Source organism: Streptomyces sp. NPDC005374, assembly GCF_042872225.1.
Taxonomy (GTDB): Bacteria; Actinomycetota; Actinomycetes; order Streptomycetales; family Streptomycetaceae; genus Streptomyces.
The window spans coordinates 270,643-290,096 of record NZ_JBIAKA010000010.1 but is presented as its reverse complement, the minus strand read 5'-3'; the positions used below and the strand labels follow the sequence as shown (position 1 = coordinate 290,096).

Annotated in this window: 16 protein-coding genes; 6 read left to right on the top strand and 10 right to left on the bottom strand. The window is 71.1% G+C overall.

All coding sequences use genetic code 11. The features are described from left to right. Positions 1–23 precede the first annotated feature (23 nt). The 8 genes from ACFYRX_RS26505 to ACFYRX_RS26470 all read right to left on the bottom strand — a co-directional run bounded on the left by ACFYRX_RS26505 (position 24) and on the right by ACFYRX_RS26470 (position 7,248). Positions 24–1,637: an alpha/beta hydrolase gene (locus ACFYRX_RS26505; RefSeq protein WP_389104405.1), complete on the bottom strand. Its 1,614-nt coding sequence runs from the start codon at positions 1,635–1,637 to the stop codon at positions 24–26. Between the two features lie 127 nt (positions 1,638–1,764). Continuing rightward, on the bottom strand, positions 1,765–2,541 hold the full coding sequence (locus ACFYRX_RS26500) for an urease accessory protein UreD (protein WP_389104402.1): 777 nt from the start codon (positions 2,539–2,541) through the stop codon (positions 1,765–1,767). Then, positions 2,529–3,206 (bottom strand): urease accessory protein UreG, encoded by a 678-nt coding sequence (gene ureG / locus ACFYRX_RS26495; protein ID WP_389104399.1) that lies wholly within the window; start codon positions 3,204–3,206, stop codon positions 2,529–2,531. Before ureG ends, ACFYRX_RS26500 begins: the two co-directional genes overlap by 13 nt. Positions 3,207–3,492: 286 nt before the next feature. Continuing rightward, positions 3,493–4,170 (bottom strand): urease accessory protein UreF, encoded by a 678-nt coding sequence (locus ACFYRX_RS26490; protein ID WP_389104397.1) that lies wholly within the window; start codon positions 4,168–4,170, stop codon positions 3,493–3,495. After that, entirely contained in the window at positions 4,170–5,891 is a 1,722-nt protein-coding gene (locus ACFYRX_RS26485) for an urease subunit alpha (protein ID WP_389104395.1), read from the bottom strand. The genes ACFYRX_RS26490 and ACFYRX_RS26485 overlap by 1 nt, the downstream gene beginning before the upstream one ends. Further along, positions 5,884–6,195: an urease subunit beta gene (locus ACFYRX_RS26480; RefSeq protein WP_389104392.1), complete on the bottom strand. Its 312-nt coding sequence runs from the start codon at positions 6,193–6,195 to the stop codon at positions 5,884–5,886. Before ACFYRX_RS26480 ends, ACFYRX_RS26485 begins: the two co-directional genes overlap by 8 nt. 11 nt (positions 6,196–6,206) lie before the next feature. After that, a complete protein-coding gene (locus tag ACFYRX_RS26475) occupies positions 6,207–6,509 on the bottom strand; it encodes an urease subunit gamma (protein ID WP_389104389.1) in 303 nt (100 codons plus the stop codon). Between the two features lie 88 nt (positions 6,510–6,597). Beyond that, the gene (locus ACFYRX_RS26470; protein ID WP_389104386.1) at positions 6,598–7,248 is read right to left on the bottom strand and encodes a TetR/AcrR family transcriptional regulator; all 651 of its coding nucleotides are present in this window, start codon (positions 7,246–7,248) and stop codon (positions 6,598–6,600) included. 99 nt (positions 7,249–7,347) lie between these two features. Here ACFYRX_RS26470 and ACFYRX_RS26465 point away from each other — a divergent pair, with 99 nt between their 5' ends. Further along, on the top strand, positions 7,348–8,334 hold the full coding sequence (locus ACFYRX_RS26465) for an ABC transporter permease (RefSeq protein ID WP_389104383.1): 987 nt from the start codon (positions 7,348–7,350) through the stop codon (positions 8,332–8,334). Between the two features lie 50 nt (positions 8,335–8,384). Here the strand turns inward: ACFYRX_RS26465 and ACFYRX_RS26460 are convergent, their stop codons facing one another. Beyond that, positions 8,385–8,663 (bottom strand): type II toxin-antitoxin system Phd/YefM family antitoxin, encoded by a 279-nt coding sequence (locus ACFYRX_RS26460; RefSeq protein WP_389104380.1) that lies wholly within the window; start codon positions 8,661–8,663, stop codon positions 8,385–8,387. A gap of 1,070 nt (positions 8,664–9,733) precedes the next feature. Between ACFYRX_RS26460 and ACFYRX_RS26455 the strand changes: the two genes are divergently transcribed. From ACFYRX_RS26455 to ACFYRX_RS26435, 5 genes are all read left to right on the top strand, one after another. Beyond that, positions 9,734–10,453 (top strand): hypothetical protein, encoded by a 720-nt coding sequence (locus ACFYRX_RS26455; RefSeq protein WP_389104377.1) that lies wholly within the window; start codon positions 9,734–9,736, stop codon positions 10,451–10,453. 5 nt (positions 10,454–10,458) lie between these two features. After that, complete coding sequence (locus ACFYRX_RS26450; protein WP_389104375.1) at positions 10,459–11,154, top strand: DedA family protein; 696 nt, start codon at positions 10,459–10,461, stop codon at positions 11,152–11,154. A gap of 6 nt (positions 11,155–11,160) precedes the next feature. Next, positions 11,161–11,394: a hypothetical protein gene (locus ACFYRX_RS26445; protein WP_389104372.1), complete on the top strand. Its 234-nt coding sequence runs from the start codon at positions 11,161–11,163 to the stop codon at positions 11,392–11,394. Positions 11,395–11,431: 37 nt separating this feature from the next. Next, positions 11,432–11,821, top strand: a complete 390-nt coding sequence (locus ACFYRX_RS26440) for a hypothetical protein (RefSeq protein WP_389104369.1) — start codon at positions 11,432–11,434, stop codon at positions 11,819–11,821. 377 nt (positions 11,822–12,198) lie between these two features. After that, positions 12,199–15,141: an AAA family ATPase gene (locus ACFYRX_RS26435; RefSeq protein ID WP_389104366.1), complete on the top strand. Its 2,943-nt coding sequence runs from the start codon at positions 12,199–12,201 to the stop codon at positions 15,139–15,141. A gap of 264 nt (positions 15,142–15,405) precedes the next feature. Here the strand turns inward: ACFYRX_RS26435 and ACFYRX_RS26430 are convergent, their stop codons facing one another. Further along, positions 15,406–19,161 carry a S8 family serine peptidase gene (locus ACFYRX_RS26430; protein WP_389104364.1) on the bottom strand — a complete coding sequence of 1,252 codons (3,756 nt, stop codon included), beginning with the start codon at positions 19,159–19,161 and terminating at the stop codon, positions 15,406–15,408. Between the last annotated feature and the right edge of the window lie 293 nt (positions 19,162–19,454).

The window sequence follows — 19,454 nt, the reverse complement described above, 5'->3', positions numbered from 1 at the left end:
CGCCCCCTTCGCTTCAGTACGACCTACGGCTTCGGTGTGGCGTGCGGGGCGCACGTCACGTCGGCCTTGTCCAGCTTGCCGGTGAGCAGGTAGGCGTCCACCCGCGGGTTGATGCACGGGTTGACCAGGCCGGTCACGCCGTGGGAGCCCGCGTCCTTCTCCGTGATCAGGCGGGAGCCCTTGAAGCGCTTGTGCAGTTCGACGCCGCCCTCGTACGGGGTGGCCGCGTCACGCTCGGACTGCACGATCAGCACGCCGGGCAGACCCTTGCCGGTGCGGACCTCGACCGGGGTCTGCTGCTTGACCGGCCAGGTGGCGCAGGGCAGGTTCAGCCAGGCGTTGGCCCACGTCATGAACGGGTACTTCTTGTTGAGCGCGGTGTTGTCCTTGTCCCACTTCTTCCAACTGGTGGGCCACTTGGCGTCGGTGCACTCGACGGCCGTGTAGACGGCGTTGCCGTTCTCCGAGGTGATGTTGCCCGCGGTGTCCGTGAGGTCCGGGGCGGCCGCGTCGACGAGCGCCTGGGTGTCACCGGCGAAGTACTTGCTGAACACCGTCGCGACCGGGACCCACGAGGAGTCGTAGTACGGGGCGCTCTGGAAGAAGCCGATCAGCTCGGCCGGGCCGACGACCCCGCCGATGGGGTTCTTCTTGGCGGTGGCGCGCAGTTCGAGCCACTTCGCCTGGACCGCGGCGCGGGTGGTGCCGAGGTGGAAGGCGGCGTCGTTGGCGGCGACCCAGTCCTCCCAGTCCTTCCAGCGGCCCTCGAAGGCGATGTCCTGGCCGAGGTTGGCCTCGTACCAGATGTTCTCCCGGGACGGGTTGACGACGCTGTCGACGACCATGCGGCGGACGTGCGAGGGGTACATCGTGCCGTAGACGGCGCCGATGTAGGTGCCGTAGGAGACGCCCAGGAAGTTGAGCTTCTTCTCGCCGAGCGCGGCACGGATGACGTCCAGGTCGCGCACGGTGTTGGGCGTGGTCATCTGCGAGAGCATCGCCTTGCCGGTGCGCTCGGCGCAGCCCTCGGCGTACTCACGGGCCAGCTTGCGCTGGGCACGCTTGTCGGCCTCGGAGTCCGGCACCGGGTCGGCCTTGGGCGCCTTCACGAACTCCTGCGGGTCGACGCAGGAGATGGGCGCGGAGTGGCCGACGCCGCGCGGGTCGAAGCCCACGAAGTCGTACGCCTTCGCCACGTTCGCCCAGATCGGGTTCTTGGTGGTGACGCGGAGCGGGAAGCGCATGCCCGAGCCGCCGGGACCGCCCGGGTTGTACACGAGGGCGCCCTGGCGCTCCGCCGCGGTGCCGGTGTTGCCGATGTGGTCGACGGCGAGCTTGATCTGCTTGCCGTTCGGCTTGGCGTAGTCCAGCGGCACGCTGACCCAGCCGCACTGGACCGGCTTCGCGATCCCCCAGTCGGCGGGGCAGTCCGCCCAGTCGATCCCGGCCTTCACGGCCCGGGCGGCGGCGATCTCGGCGCCGACGGTCTCGCGGTCCTTCCCGTGCCGGGCGACATCGGCATGCGTGTTGGCACCGGCCGCGGGTGCCGCGACGGCACCGGATATGAGTGTGGCCGTGATGAGCACTCCGGCCGAACCGAGCGCGGTCGTCCGCCACTTCGGTCTCGTCTCCCTCAAGAGGGACCTCCCCGTACGTCGTTTCGATTTCGTACGGGGATCCTCGTGGCTGTGCGGACCTTGTGAACAGGGGATGCGCCGCTTCTTTGCCAATCCGATAAACGGAAGGGGTAGTTCGCTGGGCGGACTATGCGCTCAGGGCCGCCAGTGCCTCGTCCAGCACCCGGCGCAACCGCAGGGCGTCCGGGGCGACGGCGGTGACGAGTGCGGCGGGCCCTGCCAACGGTACGACGGCGGCGCCCTCGCCGAGCACCTGTGCCGCCGCCGGCTCTCCGGCGAACTCGGGGCGTACGAGAAGGAGTTGGCCGACGGCTCGATGTCCCGCGAGCACCGCCGGCCCGTCCCAGCCGCCCGGCGCGCCGGGTCCGCAGGCCAGCTCCTGGTCGAGCACGGTCCGCCCCGCCACGCGCAGGACGAGCCGGCTGGTCAGCCGTCCGGGCTCCTCTCCCACGCGCCCGAGCACCTGCTCCTCGCGCAGCACGAACCGGCTTGTCGTACCGACCTCGACGCGGGTGGTGACGGACAGGTCACTGCCGCCCGCGGAGATCAACTGTTCGGGCAGCCAGTGCAGTTCGGCCCCGTCGGCGACCGTGAGCCGAACGTCGTAGCGGGCCTCGCGCTTCACCTGTCCCGGCAGGGCGATGGTGGCGGCGGCCGAGCCGACCCGCAGTCGGGCACCGGGCTCGACACCGGCCTCCACGGTGAAGTGGTCGCCGCCGAGGGGTCCGCTCATCGCACCGACCAGCACGACCCGCGCCTCGGGCCCGCTCCCCCGGGTCCGCCGCAGTGCCAGCGGCCCGTCGCTCTCCAGCACGGGCAGGGCCGTACCACCGCGTCCGTCGTCCCGCGCGAGCATCCGCGCGGTGGCCCGCACCCCGGCCACGGTCGCGGTCACGCCGTCCACGCGGCGAGCTGCGTCCGCACCCAGGCGGCGACGTCCGCGACGCCGGTCTCGCCCCTGAGCGACTGGAAGACGACCGGCAGTTCGGCGCGCTGCGCCTTGGCGTCAGCGGCCATCCGCGCGAGGTCGGAGCCGACGTAGGGGGCCAGGTCGGTCTTGTTGACGATGAGGAGGTCGGCGGTGGTGACGCCGGGACCGCCCTTCCTCGGGATGTCGTCTCCTCCGGCCACGTCGATCACGAAGATCTGCGCGTCCACGAGTCCCTTGGAGAAGGTGGCGGTGAGGTTGTCGCCGCCGCTCTCGACGAGGATGAGATCCAGGGGGCCGACCTCGTCCTCCAGGTCCTCGACGGCTTCGAGGTTGGCGGAGATGTCGTCCCGGATCGCGGTGTGCGGACAGGCCCCCGTCTCCACGGCGGTGATCCGCTCGGGCGCCAGCACGGCCTCCCTGAGCAGGAACTCGGCGTCCTCGCGGGTGTAGATGTCGTTGGTGACGACGGCGAGGGACAGCTCGTCGCGCAGGGCCCGGCAGAGGGCGGCGACGGTGGCGGTCTTACCGGAGCCGACGGGGCCGCCCAGGCCGATACGCAGGGCTCGGTGCGTACCGTCGGGCCGATGCGCGTCGGCGCTCACTGCGGCGGGGCCGTCGTGATGATGATCCAGGTGCATGTACGGCTCCTCGGCCGAGGGGGGGTGGTGGTCGGGTGCGGGTGCGTGGTCGGGTGCGGGTGCGTGGGGGCTGGTCGCGCAGTTCCCCGCGCCCCTGGGGGGTGAGGTCGTGGTCGGGTGCGGGTGCGCGGGGGCCGGTCGCGCAGTTCCCCGCGCCCCTGGGTCGGTGGGGCCGCCTGGCTGAATCAGGTGCTCCTGGTCATTCAGCCTCTCCGGCGTTTGAGGAGCGGGGTTCGGGGCGGAGCCCCGGGGCGGGACGGGTAGGGGCGGCGGGGGCGAAAGGACGTCATGACGCGAACAGCCGTACCGGCCAGGCCGCATGCGCCTCAGCCCCGATCTCCAGCAGGGGCGCGGACGCCGACGGCAGCGCGTCGACACCCTCGCCGGCGACGACCCGCCGGGCCGCCTCCACCGCCCGGTCGGCGACAAGGTCCAGCTCCGGCGCCAGGCGCGCCAACACCCCCGTCGCATCGAAAGGGTCGAGGCTCAGCAACCGCACCGTCGCCGACGCGGGCCCGCTCACGCTCTCGTACGCCGCACAGTGCGCCGCGTCCAGGGCACCCAGGCCCGCTGCCCGCGCCGCCAGGCCCAACACCACCGGCTGATGCGCTCCCTTGGGAAACGCCCCTGCCAGCGCGTCGAGTTCGGACGAAGGCCAGGTCGCCCGCGCCGCCCTCATCAGCTGACGGCCCAGCTTGCGGGCGGCCGTGCGCAGGGCGGGGGACGGCGTGCGAGCGTCCGCGGCCTCGTCCAACTGCCGTGGATCCATGCCGAGTACGGCCGCCGCGGCCAGCGCCGCCGACACCAGCCCAGCGGTGTGCAGCCGCCCCCGGCAGAAGGACTCCAGGCTCTCCGCCCCGGTGATCCGCCCCGCCTTCACGGCCGCCTCCGCCCCGCCGGAGTGCGCGTGCCCCCCGGCGGGAAAGCGGCCGTCGGCCAGGACGAGAAGCGCAGCCCTGGACATCAGAAGAGGAAGTAACGCTGGGCCAGGGGCAGTTCGGCCGCCGGGGTGGCCTCCACCAGCTCACCGTCGATGTGCACGGCGAAGCTGTCGGGGTCGACCCGTACGTCGGGCCGCGCGTCGTTCTCCCGCATGTCGGCCTTGGTGACCTGGCGCGTCGACTCGATCGCCACGAACCGCTTGCCCAACTGCAGCCGCTCCGGCAGCCCGTCGTCGATGGCGAGGGGTGCGACGAAGTTGAAGGAGTTCGAGGCGGGGGCCCGTCCGATCGCCCCGTACATCGGCCGGGGCAGGATCGGCTGCGGCGTCGGGATGGACGCGTTGGCGTCGCCCATCTGCGCGTACGCGATCTGCCCGCCCTTGATCACGAGATGCGGCTTCACCCCGAAGAACGCGGGCTGCCACAGCACGAGGTCGGCGAGCTTGCCGGTCTCGACGGAACCGACCTCGTGAGAGAGGCCCTGGGCGACGGCGGGGTTGATCGTGTACTTGGCGACATAACGCCGTACCCGATGGTTGTCCGCCTGCCCGTCACCCGGCAGCGCACCCCGGCGCCGCTTCATGACGTGGGCGGTCTGCCAGGTCCGCATGATGACCTCGCCGACCCGCCCCATCGCCTGGGCGTCGGAGGAGATGATCGAGATCGCGCCCAGGTCGTGGAGGATGTCCTCGGCGCCGATCGTGGTCGGGCGGATGCGGGACTCGGCGAAGGCCAGGTCCTCCGGCACCGCCGCGTTGAGGTGGTGGCACACCATCAGCATGTCGAGGTGTTCCTCGGCGGTGTTGACGGTGAAGGGGCGGGTCGGGTTGGTCGAACTAGGCAGTACGTGCGGTTGGGAGACCACCGTCATGATGTCCGGCGCGTGCCCGCCGCCCGCACCCTCGGTGTGGTAGGCGTGGATGCCCCGGCCGGCGATCGCGGCGAGGGTGTCGCCGACGAATCCGGCCTCGTTGAGGGTGTCCGTATGGATGGCGACCTGGATGCCGGTCCGCTCGGCGACGGTCAGCGAGGCGTCGATGACGGCGGGCGTCGAGCCCCAGTCCTCGTGCAGCTTCAGGCCGAGCGCGCCGCCGCGGATCTGCGAGAGCATCGCCTCGTGGGAGACGGTGTTGCCCTTGCCGAGGAAGCCGATGTTGAGCGGGTACTGCTCCATCGCCTCCATCATCCGGGCGAGGTGCCAGGGGCCGGGCGTGACGGTGGTGGCCTTGGAGCCCTCCGCCGGTCCGGTGCCGCCGCCGACCAGCGTGGTCACGCCGGACGCCAGCGCCTCGTCGGCGATCTGCGGGCAGATGAAGTGGACGTGCGCGTCGACGGCTCCGGCGGTCAGGATGCGCCCGTTGCCCGCGATGATCTCGGTCTCGGGGCCGATCACCAGGTCGGGGTGGATCCCGTCCATGGTGTCGGGGTTGCCCGCCTTGCCGATGCCGGTGATCCGGCCGTCGCGGATGCCGACGTCGGCCTTGACGATGCCCCAGTGGTCGACGATGACCGCGCCCGTGATGACGGTGTCCGGAGTGCCTTCCGCGCGCGTGGCGCGCGACTGGCCCATGGACTCGCGGATGACCTTGCCCCCGCCGAAGACGGCCTCGTCACCGGCGAGACCGGGACCGCCGGAACGGTCCTCCTCGACCTCGACGATCAGGTCCGTGTCGGCGAGCCTGATGCGGTCGCCGGTGGTGGGGCCGAACAGGTCGGCGTAGGCGGCGCGAGAGATCTCAGGCATCGAGGGCACCTCCGGTCTCCCCGCGCAGACCCGGCACCACGCGGGCGCCGGTGAGCGGGACGAGTTCCACCTCGACCGGGATGCCCGGCTCGAAGCGCACGGCGGTGCCGGCGGCGACGTTCAGCCGCTTGCCGTGCGCCGCGGCGCGGTCGAAGTCCAGGCCGGGGTTGGTCTCGGCGAAGTGGTAGTGGGAGCCGACCTGGACGGGCCGGTCGGCGGCGTTGAGGACGGTCAGCCGGGTGACCTCACGGCCCTCGTTGTAGGTGATCGGCCCGTCGGCGAAGAGGATCTCTCCGGGAATCATCGGCGGCCCCCTCAGACGATCGGGTCGTGGACGGTGACGAGCTTGGTGCCGTCCGGGAAGGTCGCCTCGACCTGGACGTCGTGGATCATCTCGGGGATGCCCTCCATGACGTCGTCGCGGGCCAGGATTCCCCGCCCGGAGGCCATGAGCTCGGCGACGGTACGGCCGTCACGAGCGCCCTCGAGGATGTGCGACGTGATGAGGGCGACCGCCTCGGGGTGGTTGAGCTTCAGCCCCCGGGCCCGGCGCTTCTCGGCCACGTCGGCCGCCACATGGATGAGCAGCCTCTCTTGCTCGTGCGGGGTCAGTTGCACGTCCCACCTCACAGTCCTCGCTACGGACCGTGCGGGGTCCGGTTGCCGCTGCCCCGGGGCAAACTCCCTGGTGGCGTGGATCCGCAGGCTAGTTGGATCCGGTTTCAGGCAAGTTAACCAAGCTGTGATCCCGCACGCTCATCAACGCCCGTAGACCGTCCCCCAGGACCTCGGCGGGCGCCGGCCCGAACAGGGCCTGCTGCGCGAGGAAGCCCATCGCGGCCGCCATCATCGTGCGGGCCACGTGCTCCGGGGGTACGTCCGCCCGCATCGCCCCGGTGTCCTGGTACGCCCGGACGATGCGCGTCCAGGTCTCGCGTACGGCGCCGTAGCCCTCGCGCAGGACGGTCGCGAGCTCGTCGTTGCGCAGGGTCTCGCTCCACACCTGGAGGATCAGCCGCGGGAACGCCGGTCGGCCGTCCACGGTCAGGGACTCCTTCGTGGCGAGGACGCGGGCGAGCACCGACACCACCAGGAGGTCCAGGGGCGGCAGCGGACGGCTGCGGGCCGCCTCCTCGAAGCCGTCACGGACCTGGCCGAGCACCTCCTCCACGATCGCGCCGATCAGCTCCTCCTTGCCGCTGAAGTAGCGGTACACCGCGCCGGCCGACAGGTCGACCTCCTTCAGGACGTCCTGCATCGACGTGGCGTGGAAACCGTTGCGGGCGAAGCAGATCGCGGCGCCGTCGAGGATCTGACGGCGGCGGGCGTCGAGGTGTGCCTGGGATACGCGGGCCATGCCCCCAAAGTAAAACGAACATTCCTTCTTGACAAGTGGAGTCGACAGCGGGACGGTGATGAAGACCAAAACGAACGATCCTTCTCTTTGGAGTCCCACATGACCACCCGCCGCCTGATCGCGGTCGTCGTCCTCGTGCCGCTGCTCGCCGCCCTGGCACTGTGGGCCTTCGCCTGGCCCGCCGCCCGCACCGCACCCCGCGACCTCCCACTCGGCGTGGCCGGGCCGGCCGCCGCGACCGCACAGGTGGAGAAGCAGCTCCAGCGGCACGAGGGCGCCTTCGAGATCCACCGTTACGCCGACGAGGCAGCCGCCCGGGCCGCGATCGAGGACCGGACCGTATACGGAGCGGTCGTGGTCACCGCACAGGGGCCCGAACTGCTGACCGCCTCGGCCGCGAGCCCGGTCGTCGCCCAGCTCCTGCAACAGGCCGTGGCCCAGCAGGCCGCGCCGAGCGGTGCCGTACCGAAGACCGTGGACGTGGTCCCCACTCCCACATCAGACCCGAGGGGCGCGGCCCTGAGCTCGTCCGTGCTGCCACTCGCCCTGGCCGGCATCGTCGCGGGCGCGGTCGTGACCGTGCTCGGACTGCGCGGCTTCCGCGCCGCGACCGCGCTCACCGCCGGCGCCGCCCTGGTGGGGGTCGTCGCGGCCGCCCTGGCGCACAGCTGGCTCGGCGTCCTCACCGGCGACTGGTGGGCCGAGGCGGGGACGCTCGCACTGTCGACACTGGCGGTGAGCGCGGCCGTCGCTGGACTCGCCGCCCTCATCGGGCACGCGGGGATCGCCGTCGTCGCGTTCCTGGTGATGTTCCTCGGCAACCCGTTCTCGGGCGCCGCCACGGCCCCGCAGTTGCTGCCGGAGCCGGTCGGCGCGATCGGTCAGTGGCTGCCGCCGGGCGCGAGCGCGACCCTGCTGCGCTCGGTGTCCTTCTTCGACGGCGCGGCGGCGACCGGCCCCGCCCTGACGCTCGCCTGGTGGGCCGCGCTGGGCCTGGGAGCCGTGCTGCTGGGCAACGCGCTGAAGACCCGGGCGCGCAACACCGCACCCGTCTCCGCCGAGCGCGAACTCGCCCCCGCCCGCTGACCGAACCCCTCTCGTACGCCCCGGCAGCAACGGCCGGGGCGTCCGCGTTCCTACGAGGCGCCGGTCCCCCGGTGGTGCGCCGCGATACCGAAGCGCTGCTGTTCGCGGGAAGCGGACGCGGCCTCGCGCACGGTCGAGACCGAGGTGATCACCTGGTCCTCGGCGGAGTCCTGCAGCTTCTCCAGCCGTTCGAGGTCGGCGGCGGAGACGAGGGCGACCAGCGGCTTTCCGTGCCGTGTGACGACGACACGCTCGCCGCCGTACACCACCCGGTTGATCAGGTCGGCGAGTTCAGCCCTGGCTTGCGTCACCGGAATCTCGTAGGCCATACCCCTAGCTTACGGGGCCTCCACCTGGTCCACCGTGGTCTGCGGCAACATCAAATGTCCAGGTCAGAGGCTCTCGCGTGCTCCCGTGCGCTCTCGTATGTGAGAAAAATGTGAGACGAGGAGGGAGATCCACCCAGCCTCCACATCGGCAGGCCGTGGTGGGCTTCATGCGCGGCATTGTGATCTCGGTCGTGTGGCTCGCCCATCGTCCCAGGGTCCGGGACCGCAAGCGGATCACGTGCTTCGCGACCAATACCACCGGCCGGCCGATCACCGAGCTCGAACTGCATCGCGAAGGCGTAGACCTACGCGACCGGCACTTGCCGAAAGTCCGGTCGGCGTGTCCGCCTGCCATGTCGCACCCTTGACGGACCCACGCCGGCCACCATGGCGAGCAGCCGGACCTTGATGGAACACATGCGCCGCTCCCGCGATTTCGCGGCCGACCCCGTCCGTTGCTTCGCCGACAAGGACAAGCCCATCCAAGTCGGGGAGCCGGCCTTTCCCCTAAGGATTGAGCAAGCGCGCATGGCGCGGCCGGCTCGCATCGGTCGAGTCTTGCTCCGAGGCGAACCCGCGCACAGCGAAAGCGCTCGTCGAGCCCACTTCAGGGTGGCCGAGAGCCGCTTCCGGCCGCCCGCGCCGACAGGTTGATCATCGACAGCGTCAAGGCACGCCCGCTCGCCCCAGCGTGTGACGCACGTCACGTTCAGTGCGAGAAATAAGTGGACCGGTCGGACCACTTATTTAGGTCAATAAGAAGGGCCAGTCGGCGCGCCTCCGGATGACGTGCCCGTGACTGATCAGGAGGCTGCCGTGATCCAGCCCGTATCGCCGCGGAACGGCGCATCCCCGTCACCGCACAGGACCAGGCAGAAGACCGCACGTGTCATGCCGCTGTGGGAAGCGGCCAGGACGCGGCGTCTGAGCAGCTTGGCGCACGATGCCGGAGGGACCCGGTGAGTTGCATGGCCGCCGGCGGCCTCCGCACCCGCGGTACCCGGCGGGTGCCACTTCTCGGTCGGACCCAGCCGATGGAGGCCCCCGTCCGGCGGAACCTACGGCGCGCGATGGCAGGCCTCGCTGTGACCCTGCTCGTGTACGCCGCCCTCCTCGCCGCGTCCGTCCGTGAAGAGGAGTCCTTGGTCGAGGCCGGCTGGACGTCGTCCGCCGCCGAACATCTCCGCCCTTATGGGACCGTCGCAGCGGAGAGAGGAGCGTCCTTCGTCCACGATGTGGCACAGGTACTGACCTGGATCCTTGCCCTCGCCCCGCTGCCCCTTGCGGTGCTGAGCCTGCTCTGGCTGGCCCGGCGGGATCAGCGGGTCTACCTGCGCCTTGCCGTCGCGTTGTTGTTGTCCGGCACGGCCGGGCTCATCGTCTTCGCCCAGGTGCGGGGGGCGCGCGAGGCGTCCCTGTTCGGTGACTACCTGGCGCTGCCCACTGTCCGTGCCGGCTGGTACGTGCTGATGGCGCTGGCGGTGGTCGCCACCACCTCGAAGACCTGGCCGCGGACGGCCGCACTGCTGATCGCGGTGCTCGCGGCGGTGACGGGGACCTCGACCGGGGGCGACCTCTGGCTCGCACCGCTGCCGACCGTGGTCGTACCCCTTCTGGCGTGGTGGGCCGCAGGGCACCTCCCGGAGGACAAGGAGAAGACATCACGCGGGGGCGCGGACGCTTTGCCTGCCGGGGAGTCGCGGGGGCGGGTGCTGTCGTTCCGGCCCCGCACCCGGACGTCCGAGCCGACGGGTACCCCGGGACCCGCCCCGCTGCGAGAAGCGGGCTGACGGCCATGGACGTCGGTGCTCTGGTCGAGGCTGCCGGATGGTGGTCGTACGTCCTCGTGTTCGCTCTGACGGCTGGTGAGACCAGCGCCTTCGTCGGTGTGCTGTTGCCCGGCGAGACCGTCATCCTCCTCGCGTCCGCGATCGCGAGTCGAGGCGACCTCAACCCCGTGCTCCTCGCCACCCTCGTCGTGACCGGTGGGATCACCGGCGACAGCCTCGGCTATGCCCTGGGCCACTGGTACGGGCGACGCCCGAACGCACGTCTGACCCGCTGGGTACGGGACAACAGCCGGATCGGCCGGGCTCATGACTTCCTGACGCGTCATGGCGGGGCGGCGGTCGTCGGGGGCCGGTTCATCGGCTTCGTGCGGACCTTCCTGCCGTTCGCCGCCGGGGCGTCCGGCATGCCGTACCGCCGCTTCTTCCTCTTCAGCACGGTCGCCTCGCTGCTCTGGGGGATCGGGAACGTGCTCCTGGGCTACTTCGCCGGCGCCGCCGCCACCGACTTCCTGCACGCGGCCGGACTGATCGGCGCGGCCGTGCTCGCCGCCGTGGCGGTGGTGCTGTTCGGTGTCGTGTGGCTGCTCAGGCGTCGGCGCGGCGGCGCACGGGCGCCGTCCGCCGTGGTGGTGGCCTCCGGCGCGGTCATTCGGCGCCCTGAACAGGAGCCGATCTACCTCATCACCTCTTCGAAGGAGTAGTGACCCATGGGATTCGAGGGCGCGGAACTGGCGGTCGTACCGCTGGACGCAGAACAGGCGAAGGACGCGGCCGCCACCGGCGCCAAGGCCGCCAATCTGGCCCGTGCCGCCGTGGCGGGGCTGCCTGTGCTGCCGGGGTTCGTGCTGGTACCCGCGGACCGGGCACCGGGGGCGCCCACAGGGGAGGACGCGGTGCGCTCCGCATGGCGGGCGCTGGTCGGCCCCGAGGAGCGAGCGTAGCCTCCCGGCCGTACCGGCGGCCCGCATCGGCCGCAAGGTGGTCGCTGTCGCGGCGGCGGTCGGCGGTCTGCTCCTGGTGCCCGTGCTGTGGTCCGCCCTGGCGGACGCGACCCAGACCCGGGCCGAGCAGCCGCCGGACGCGGCGAGCACGACCATGGTCTTCCGCGTCGAGACATACGGCGACCGGAGCGAGGGGGCCGTCCAGCTCGCCGCGCAGGATCTGTGGGAGACCTGCCGCCGCTCCACCGCGGCCACCAACGACAACGCCACGCTGAACCGGATGAACGACGGCGTGTACACCGGCGTCATCCGCCCCGCCCTGCCGTCGCACGATGTGATGCGCCTGCGCGGCTGCCTCCAGGACGCCAACACCAACCGCACCAGCGCCGTCGTCCTGGGCGACGGACAGGCCGAACGCCGGAGCTGAACTCTGACAGGAAGGCGCCGGTGAGCAGGGGAGGTCAGTGGACGGCGTGTGCTCGCAGGGTGAGGAAGATCGTGTCGAGTGCGTCGAGGAGCGGCTCTTCGGTACGGGTCGTCTTGGTCATCAGCAGCCCGCCCCAGGATGGCGAGAATCGAGCGGGCCAGCCGCTGCGGGTCGGTGTCGGTCCGGAGCAGGCCCGCGGCGATCATGCGCTCGGCGGACGGTGGCTGAGGCGTAGCCGACATCGGGCGCCGCCTTCACAGTGCTGTGCGACGTCGCTTAGCCTCCTGTCGGTGGGTGCACCGTGACCCCGTCATATCCACGATCGAGGGGAGCCCGGAAGCCTGATGGTGACGCAGACCGGACGACACCGTGAGGGCTTGGAATCCGGCGCGCAGCGCGACGAACCGTCCGGTGCTGTCACGGATACAGCACTGGCTCCCGCCCTCGTGGGCCGCGACGATGCCCTCGCCGACGTGACACGGGCGCTGCGGGCCGGGGGCTCGCTGGTGCTCGTCGAAGGCGAGCCCGGTATCGGCAAGTCCCGACTGCTGCGCGAGGCACTCAGGGCTCTCGCGGGCGACGCCGTCCTGCTCGCACCGTGCCCGCCTGTGCGCGAGCCGTTTCCGCTGGGTCCGATCGTGGACGGGGTCCGGCGTCTGAGCCCGAAGCCGTCCGGCCTGGGGCTGAGCCCGCTCGCCGGCGCGTTGCGGCCACTGTTTCCCGAGTGGGCCGATGAGTTGCCGCCGGCCCTGGAAGCGCTGGAGGACCCGAAGGAGACGCGGCACCGGCTGCTGCGCGCGATGTCGGAGCTGCTCGAACGGCTCGACGTCACGGCACTCGTGGTCGAGGACGCGCACTGGGCGGATTCGGCGACGATGGAATGGCTGCTCACCCTGTGCGCCGCTGGTGAACTGCGTATGTCGATCCTGCTGACGTACCGCCCGCACGACGTCCCCGCAGGGTCGCTGCTGCGGCGGCTGACGTCCCGCCGGCCCGCGGGCATGACCCTGACCAGGGTCGAGCTCGAACCGCTGGACGTGCGGCAGACCGGGGAGTTGGTCCGGTCGATGCTCGGCGCGGACGAGGTCTCCGAGCCGCTCGCCGTTTCACTGCACCAGCGCACCGACGGCATCCCGCTGGCGTTGGAAGAGACCGTCCGGTCGATGCGGGAGCGCCGCGGCATCGACCACCGGGACAGCGAGTGGACCCGCCGCGCGCTCGATGAGCTGCACGTGTCACCGACACTTCGGGACTCGGTCCTGGAGCGCGTGGACCGGCTTCCCCCAAAGGCGCGGCGGGTGCTGGAAGCCGCCGCCGTGCTGGGCGAGCCGGCCGACGTGGCGCTGTTGCGGGCGGTCGCCGGCGTGGAGGGCGAGGCCGGCCTGGACGGCATCGCGCGCAGCCTTGCCGCGGGGCTGCTGCGTGACGCGGGTGGTGGCCGGCTGGCGTTCCGGCACGTGCTCGACGCGGCGGCCGTGGCGGACGCGATCCCGGCGTCGGAGCGATGGCGGCTGCACCAGGACGCAGCGGACCATCTGCGTGACCTCGATCCGCAGCCGGTGGCCCGGCTGATCCGGCACCTGCGCGAGGCCAACGACATGAGCGGGTGGTCCAGGTACAGCGAGCAGGCCGCGGACATGGCGTGGGAATCGGGTGACGACCACACCGCGGTGGCGCTGCTGCTGGAGGTGTTGACCGAGGTCGAACACCCCGTGGAGGCGCAGGTCCGTCTGGCGCGGAAGATCGGACGGTTCACGGCGGCCGGAGCCGCTTCGTTCGCCACCACGGCGGCCGGCGTCCTGAGCGCCCTGCGTTCCGTCCTGGCCCATGACGACCTGCCGGCGGTCGACCGCGGTGAGATCAGGCTGCTGTTGGGACGCCTCCTGCTCCAGCTGGGACAGTTCGACGTCGTCTACCAGGAGGTCGAGGCCGCCGTGCCCGACCTGGCCGACCGGCCCACGCTCGCGGCGAAGGCGATGCTGTCCTTGGCGCTCCCCCGTGGACCGTGGCCCGCGAGCGTCCACCTGGCCTGGTTGGAGCGCGCGAACGAGCTGGCGTCGCAGGTGCGGACGCGGGCGGAACAACTGGAACTGGCTGTCGACCGGACGTCGATCCTTCTGATGCTCGGTGAGGAAGCCGGCTGGCAGGCGGCCCATGAGGTTCTGCTCGGTGACGCCCGGACCGTCGCCGAGCGGCGGCAGATCGTACGTGGCTTGATCAATTTCGGTCACGTGGCGATCGCCTGGGGTCTGTACGAGCAGGCTGAGCAGTTCCTGGTCAGGGCCGTCGAGGAGATCGACGCGACCGGCTACCAGCGACTGCTCGGCATGGTGAGCAGCACCCGAGCCCGGTTGGACTGGCATGTCGGCACCTGGTCAGGCCTGGCTGACAAGGCCGCGACGGTGGTGGAGTCCGCCGCGAGCCTGCACGAGGCGAGGATCGAGGCGAGCGGGGTCCTCGCACTGCTGGATCTGGTCGAAGGACGCCGGGACACGGCCCGACGCCGGCTGCGCGACCTCCTCGACGAAACCGGCCGACGCGGCATGGTGGACGCCATGGTCCTCCCCGCGGCTGCCCTTGCCCGCGTGGGCCTGCTCGACGGCGCGGTCGACGAGGCGCTGGACGTCACCGCCGAACTGGTGGCGACGATCACGCGGAAGGGCCTGTGGCTGTGGGCCACCGACGTGCTTCCCGTCCGGGTCGAGGCACTGGTGGCCGCCGGCGCGGACGCCGAAGTCGACGCGCTGCTCGAACAGTTCGCGGCCTGGCTCGACGAGCGCACCGCGCCGGCGCCGGCCGCGGCACTGGCCACCTGCCGGGCCGTCGTGGCCGAAGCGAGGCACCGCCCCGATGCCTCCGAACTGTTCGCCGACGCCGCAGCGGCATGGGCGGCACTGCCACGGCCGTACGACGAACTGCTCGCTCTCGAGCGTCGCGGCCGATGTCTGATCGCGGCGGGCCGTCAGGACGAGGCGCTGCGGCAACTGTCGGACGCCGAGCGGCGGTTGCGTGAACTGGGCGCGAAACGGGACGCCGACCGCGTTGCCCACCTGCTGCGCGAGCACGGCGCCGAGGTGGCGCGCACGTGGCGGCGTGGACCGCAGGGCTACGGCGACCAGTTGTCGCCCCGGGAGCTGGAGGTGGCCGGGCTGGCCGCGCGAGGTATGACGAACCGACAGATCGCGGGAAGGCTGTACATCAGCCACCGCACGGTCGGGCAGCACCTGTCCGGAGCGATGCGCAAGCTCGGTGTCTCGTCCCGCACCGCGCTGGCGGTGGCGGCCTCCAGAGCGGGGCTGCTGCCGCCGGAGCCGGAGTGACACATGGGGGTCGGCGAGGGCAGCGACCGCGCGCGTGACCTCCCGATCCGGTGCCGGGACGGTCGGCACGCCGTTCGGCACCGTGAAGATCGCCGTACCGACGGCGGGACGGAGCCGACACACGCCGCGGTCGACGTCGGCAAGGACATGGACGGCGACCGGGGCCTCGTTCGAAGAGGGCACCGATCGCCGCCCGTTCATGTGAATGCCGGCCGTTGCACCCCCGTCAGGGTCCGTGGGACCAGCACTTCCCTTCCGCGATGGTCACCTGACCCCGAAGGCACGTTCCACGGTCTGGTCGATCGAGTGCCCGTTCGCGTCGGTCGCCACGGTGCGCAGGCTCGCGTACTTCGGCGTGTTCTTGCCGCCGGGAACCTTGAACGACGCCTGCCACGTGCCGTCGGCACCGGCCGGGCCGAGCTTGAGCCTGCTCCACGTCTGACCGTCGTCGTAAGAGATCCACGACCGCACCTTGGTGATCTCCGCCTGGCCGGTCCGGGTGGGGCGGGCCGTGACCGTGAGCCGCTGCGGCTTGTCGGCGCGGATCCTGTTGGACAGGTCCACCCCGACGACGTAGCCGACCTCCGGGATGGAGACGTAGTTGCCGATCGAGTCCGGCTGCGGATTCACCCGGAACGAGGCCGTGGTGGTGACCCGGGTCGAGTACTCCCACCCCGGAATGTCCCGCCGCGCCTCGACGTCCAGCTTGTAGTCCGCCTCACCCGAAGCGACCGGAACGGCGGCGAAGTCCGAAATCGTACTCTTGAACACCTGGACGCCGTTGCGGTAAAGGATCATCCCCTTGGTGTCGGCCGGCTCCCTCATCGTGTACAGCCCGGTGGGATCGAGGAAGCGGTCCCCCACCACCCAGAGGTAGTTGCCGCTGGACTTCAGCTCCCCGAGCTTCCAGTTGTTGACGACCTTGAAGTACTCGACCGTGCGGCGACCGGGCTCCTGGATCTTGTGCTGCGTATCGGCGTACCACACCGATCCGCCCGTCCGGGTGTAGGCCACCCCGGCCGTGTAGGAAGTCCGCGGGTCGACACTGAGCCACTCGTCGAGCACCGCGCCGCGCCGTACCGCGAGTTGGACGGTGAACGGAGGGTAGAGCGAGCCGTAGCCCCCGTCCGTCCGTGCAATGAAGTTCACGTAGTTCGCGGGGCCGACGACACTGCCGCGGTCATGGATGCGGGCACTGACGTGTGCGTGGCTGGACTCGTCGACCTTGACCGTCAGCGGGCCGCGGGGGACCGTGTCGATGTAGGGCGTGACGAGGTCGTACACGAACGGCGTCAGCAGGGTGCCCACGAGGGTGACCTCGACACGCTTGCCGGCGGCCAGGAGGTGGCGCAGGCCGCCCACGTCCTCCCCGGGCAGGGCGAACGCCGGGGCCGCCTGCGAGCTGACCGCCGCGTCGAGGCGGCCGGGTCCGGTGTTCCCGATCGCTACCGCCGCGGCGCCCTCGGCTCCCGCCCGCTCGATGACGGAGGAGATGTCCGGGCCCGGTGCCGGGGTGGCGAGCACGAGCTTGCCCTTGACGTCCTTGCCCGCGAAAGCGTCCACGGAGCCGTCCCCGACGTCGACCAACTTCAGCTCGGCCTTGCCCTCGAACTGTTTGGCCGAGCCGAGCTGGTGGGGACTCAGATCCTGCCGGCCGGCCTTCGCAGCCAGGATCGGAGCGGTCCGGGTGGAGAAGACGGTGATCTCCTGCGTCCCGTTCTTCGGTGCCTGGGTGGGAAACAGGCTGACGTGCTTGAAGTCCGTCGGCAGCGTGATCCTCATGCCCCAGGCCGGGCGCGTACTGCGCCAGTAGCCCAGCGAGCCGGCCTGCTGCTCGGTGTCCCGACCGGTGCGGTAGGTGACTTCCGCGGCTTTGCGCGCGTCGATCGCGAGTTCGAAGCCGTGGTCCCCGATCGGGACCTCGGGCTTGACGTGCATCGCGACGTTCCCGACCTGCACACCACCCGCGTCGGGGCTCAGCAGGAGGGTCTGGATGGCGTAGGTGCCGGGCTTGGCGCGCACGGTCGCCACGCCGTCGTGGAAGACACCCTCGTACATGTTTGAGCTGTTCTCGTCGAGGACGAGGACGAAGCTGTCGTCCAGGACCGGCTTGCCGTTGGTGGCGGTGCCACGCACCGTGATGGTGCGCAGCGGCGGCTCGACGTAGAGCGAGACCGGCACCCGCACCGACGCGGTCGAGTCGGTCGCGACGGCGGTGACGAGCCCGGAGTACGGCGTCTCGGCGGTCAGCAGGTTGGGGTCCGCGGTGATCGTCACGGACACCGCTCCCCCGGCGGGCACCGTCACCTCGTTCGCGGACAGACGCACCGCACCGTCAGGGAGCGGGTCACCGATGGACGACGTGATCGACGTCGTGAGGGTGAAGGTGCGCTCGGTGGCGGCGTCGTTGTGGATCGCCGCCTCGGCGGTCAGTGTCTTGTACGGTCCGCCGTCGACGAACTGCGCGGCACCGAGGTTGACGGCCGCGGGAACGGCGTAGGCCAGCTGATCCTGCGCCCGTGCGACATCGACCCGGCCGGAACCGCGCTCCTCGACCCGCTCCTCGCTCGGCACGGCCGAGCCGACCAGCGCCGACTTGAGCTGCTGCCAGGTCCAGTCCGGATGCGCCTGCTTGAGCAGCGCCGCGGCACCGGCCACGTGCGGCGAGGCCATGGATGTGCCGTCCATCGAGGTGTAGAGGTCGTCGACCGGGGTGCCCAGAGAGGTGCCCTTGGCGCGGGCGGCGACGATGCCGACCCCCGGAGCGGAGATCTCCGGCTTGACGCCGTAGTCGCCGATACGCGGGCCCGTGCTCGAGAAGTACGGTCGGGATCCGTCCCGGTTCAGCGCCCCCACGGTGAGCGCGTCCCTGGCCGAGGCCGGGCTGCCGATGGTGTTCGGGCCCGAGTTGCCCGCCGCGACGACGAAGAGGGTGCCGTACTCGGCCGTGGCCTGGTCGACGGCCACGCTCAGCGGGCCGGTCCCGTCGTCGGGGTCGGATGTACCCAGGCTCATGTTGACGATGTCCGCGTGCTCGGCGGCGGCCCACTCGATACCCGAGATGATGTCCGAGAGGTAACCGCTGCCGGTGTCGTCCAGCACCTTGCCCGATATGAGATCGGCGTCGGGCGCCACGCCTTTCGCTCCGTTGCCGGTCCCCGAGCCGCCGATCGTGGCCGCCACGTGCGTGCCGTGGCCGGAGTGGTCGACCGCGTCGGCAGCGTGGCTGAAGTTCTCCTGCTCCGACACCCGCCCGGCCAGATCGGGATGGGTCGCGTCGACACCGGTGTCGAGCACCGCGACCTTGACGCCCTTGCCGTCGAACCCGGACTTCCACAGCGTGGGGGCACCGATCTGGGGTACCGACTGGGCGAGGTCGACCGTGACCTTGGCGTCCAGCCAGATCTTGCCGACGTGCAGCGCCTTGCGCTCGCCGGAGCTGTTGTTCAGCTGCCAGAAGGCCTCGGCCTTGGCCTTGGGCACGCTGACGCCACGGGAGTTGATGCTCTGCAGCTTGCTGGTGACCTTCGCCTGTGGGGCCGCCTTCGGCGCACCGGCGCCGTCGCTGTTGTCGAGCACCAGCGGAAGCACACTGGTGGATGCGTCGTCGTAGCCGTCCGCGACGAGTCGCTCGACGTCGAACAGCTCGGGATCGATCGCCTTGTCGATCACCGCCTGCCGCGCCGCCTGCGGGATGACGTATGTCCCGGTCTCCGAGTTCTGGACGACGGCCAGGCCTCGCGACGGTCCTTCCGGGTGTACCCGGACGGCCGGCTGGGTGTCGCCTTCGAACGTCGTGACCGTGACGACGTCTCCGGTGACGAGTGTGACGTCATGGGTCGCCTTGATTCCGGCACTCCCCTGCACGGGTGCGGCATCCGCGGCGGCCGGCGGCGAACTCGCGGCGGAAGCCGTCGTCACGCCCAGCATCGGCACGGACAGCAGGGGTGCCGCCAGTAATGCGAGGAGGCGGCCGCGGCGGGATCGTCTGTCCGGCCAGGAGGAGGGGTGTCGGTACATGCTTTTGTCTCCGGGGGTTTGGGGCGGGGGGCACAGCACTCACCGAGATCGGGCGTTTCGTCGAATGCCCGGCGTTTCCAGGCACCTGAGCCGGGCGACGGCGGGATTTGTCATGCGCACGCATGGTGTCACCGGCACCGACCAGGCAGCGAGCGTCCATATGACGTAGTGGTGACAGCCGCGCGCCGTCCGCTCGCCGAGACGCGGCGTACGCCATGGGCCTCGCGGGGCCGGAAGAACCGATCCGGAGAAGAGGTCCTGGAGTGGGAGCCAAAGACGCAGTCATGCCCCGG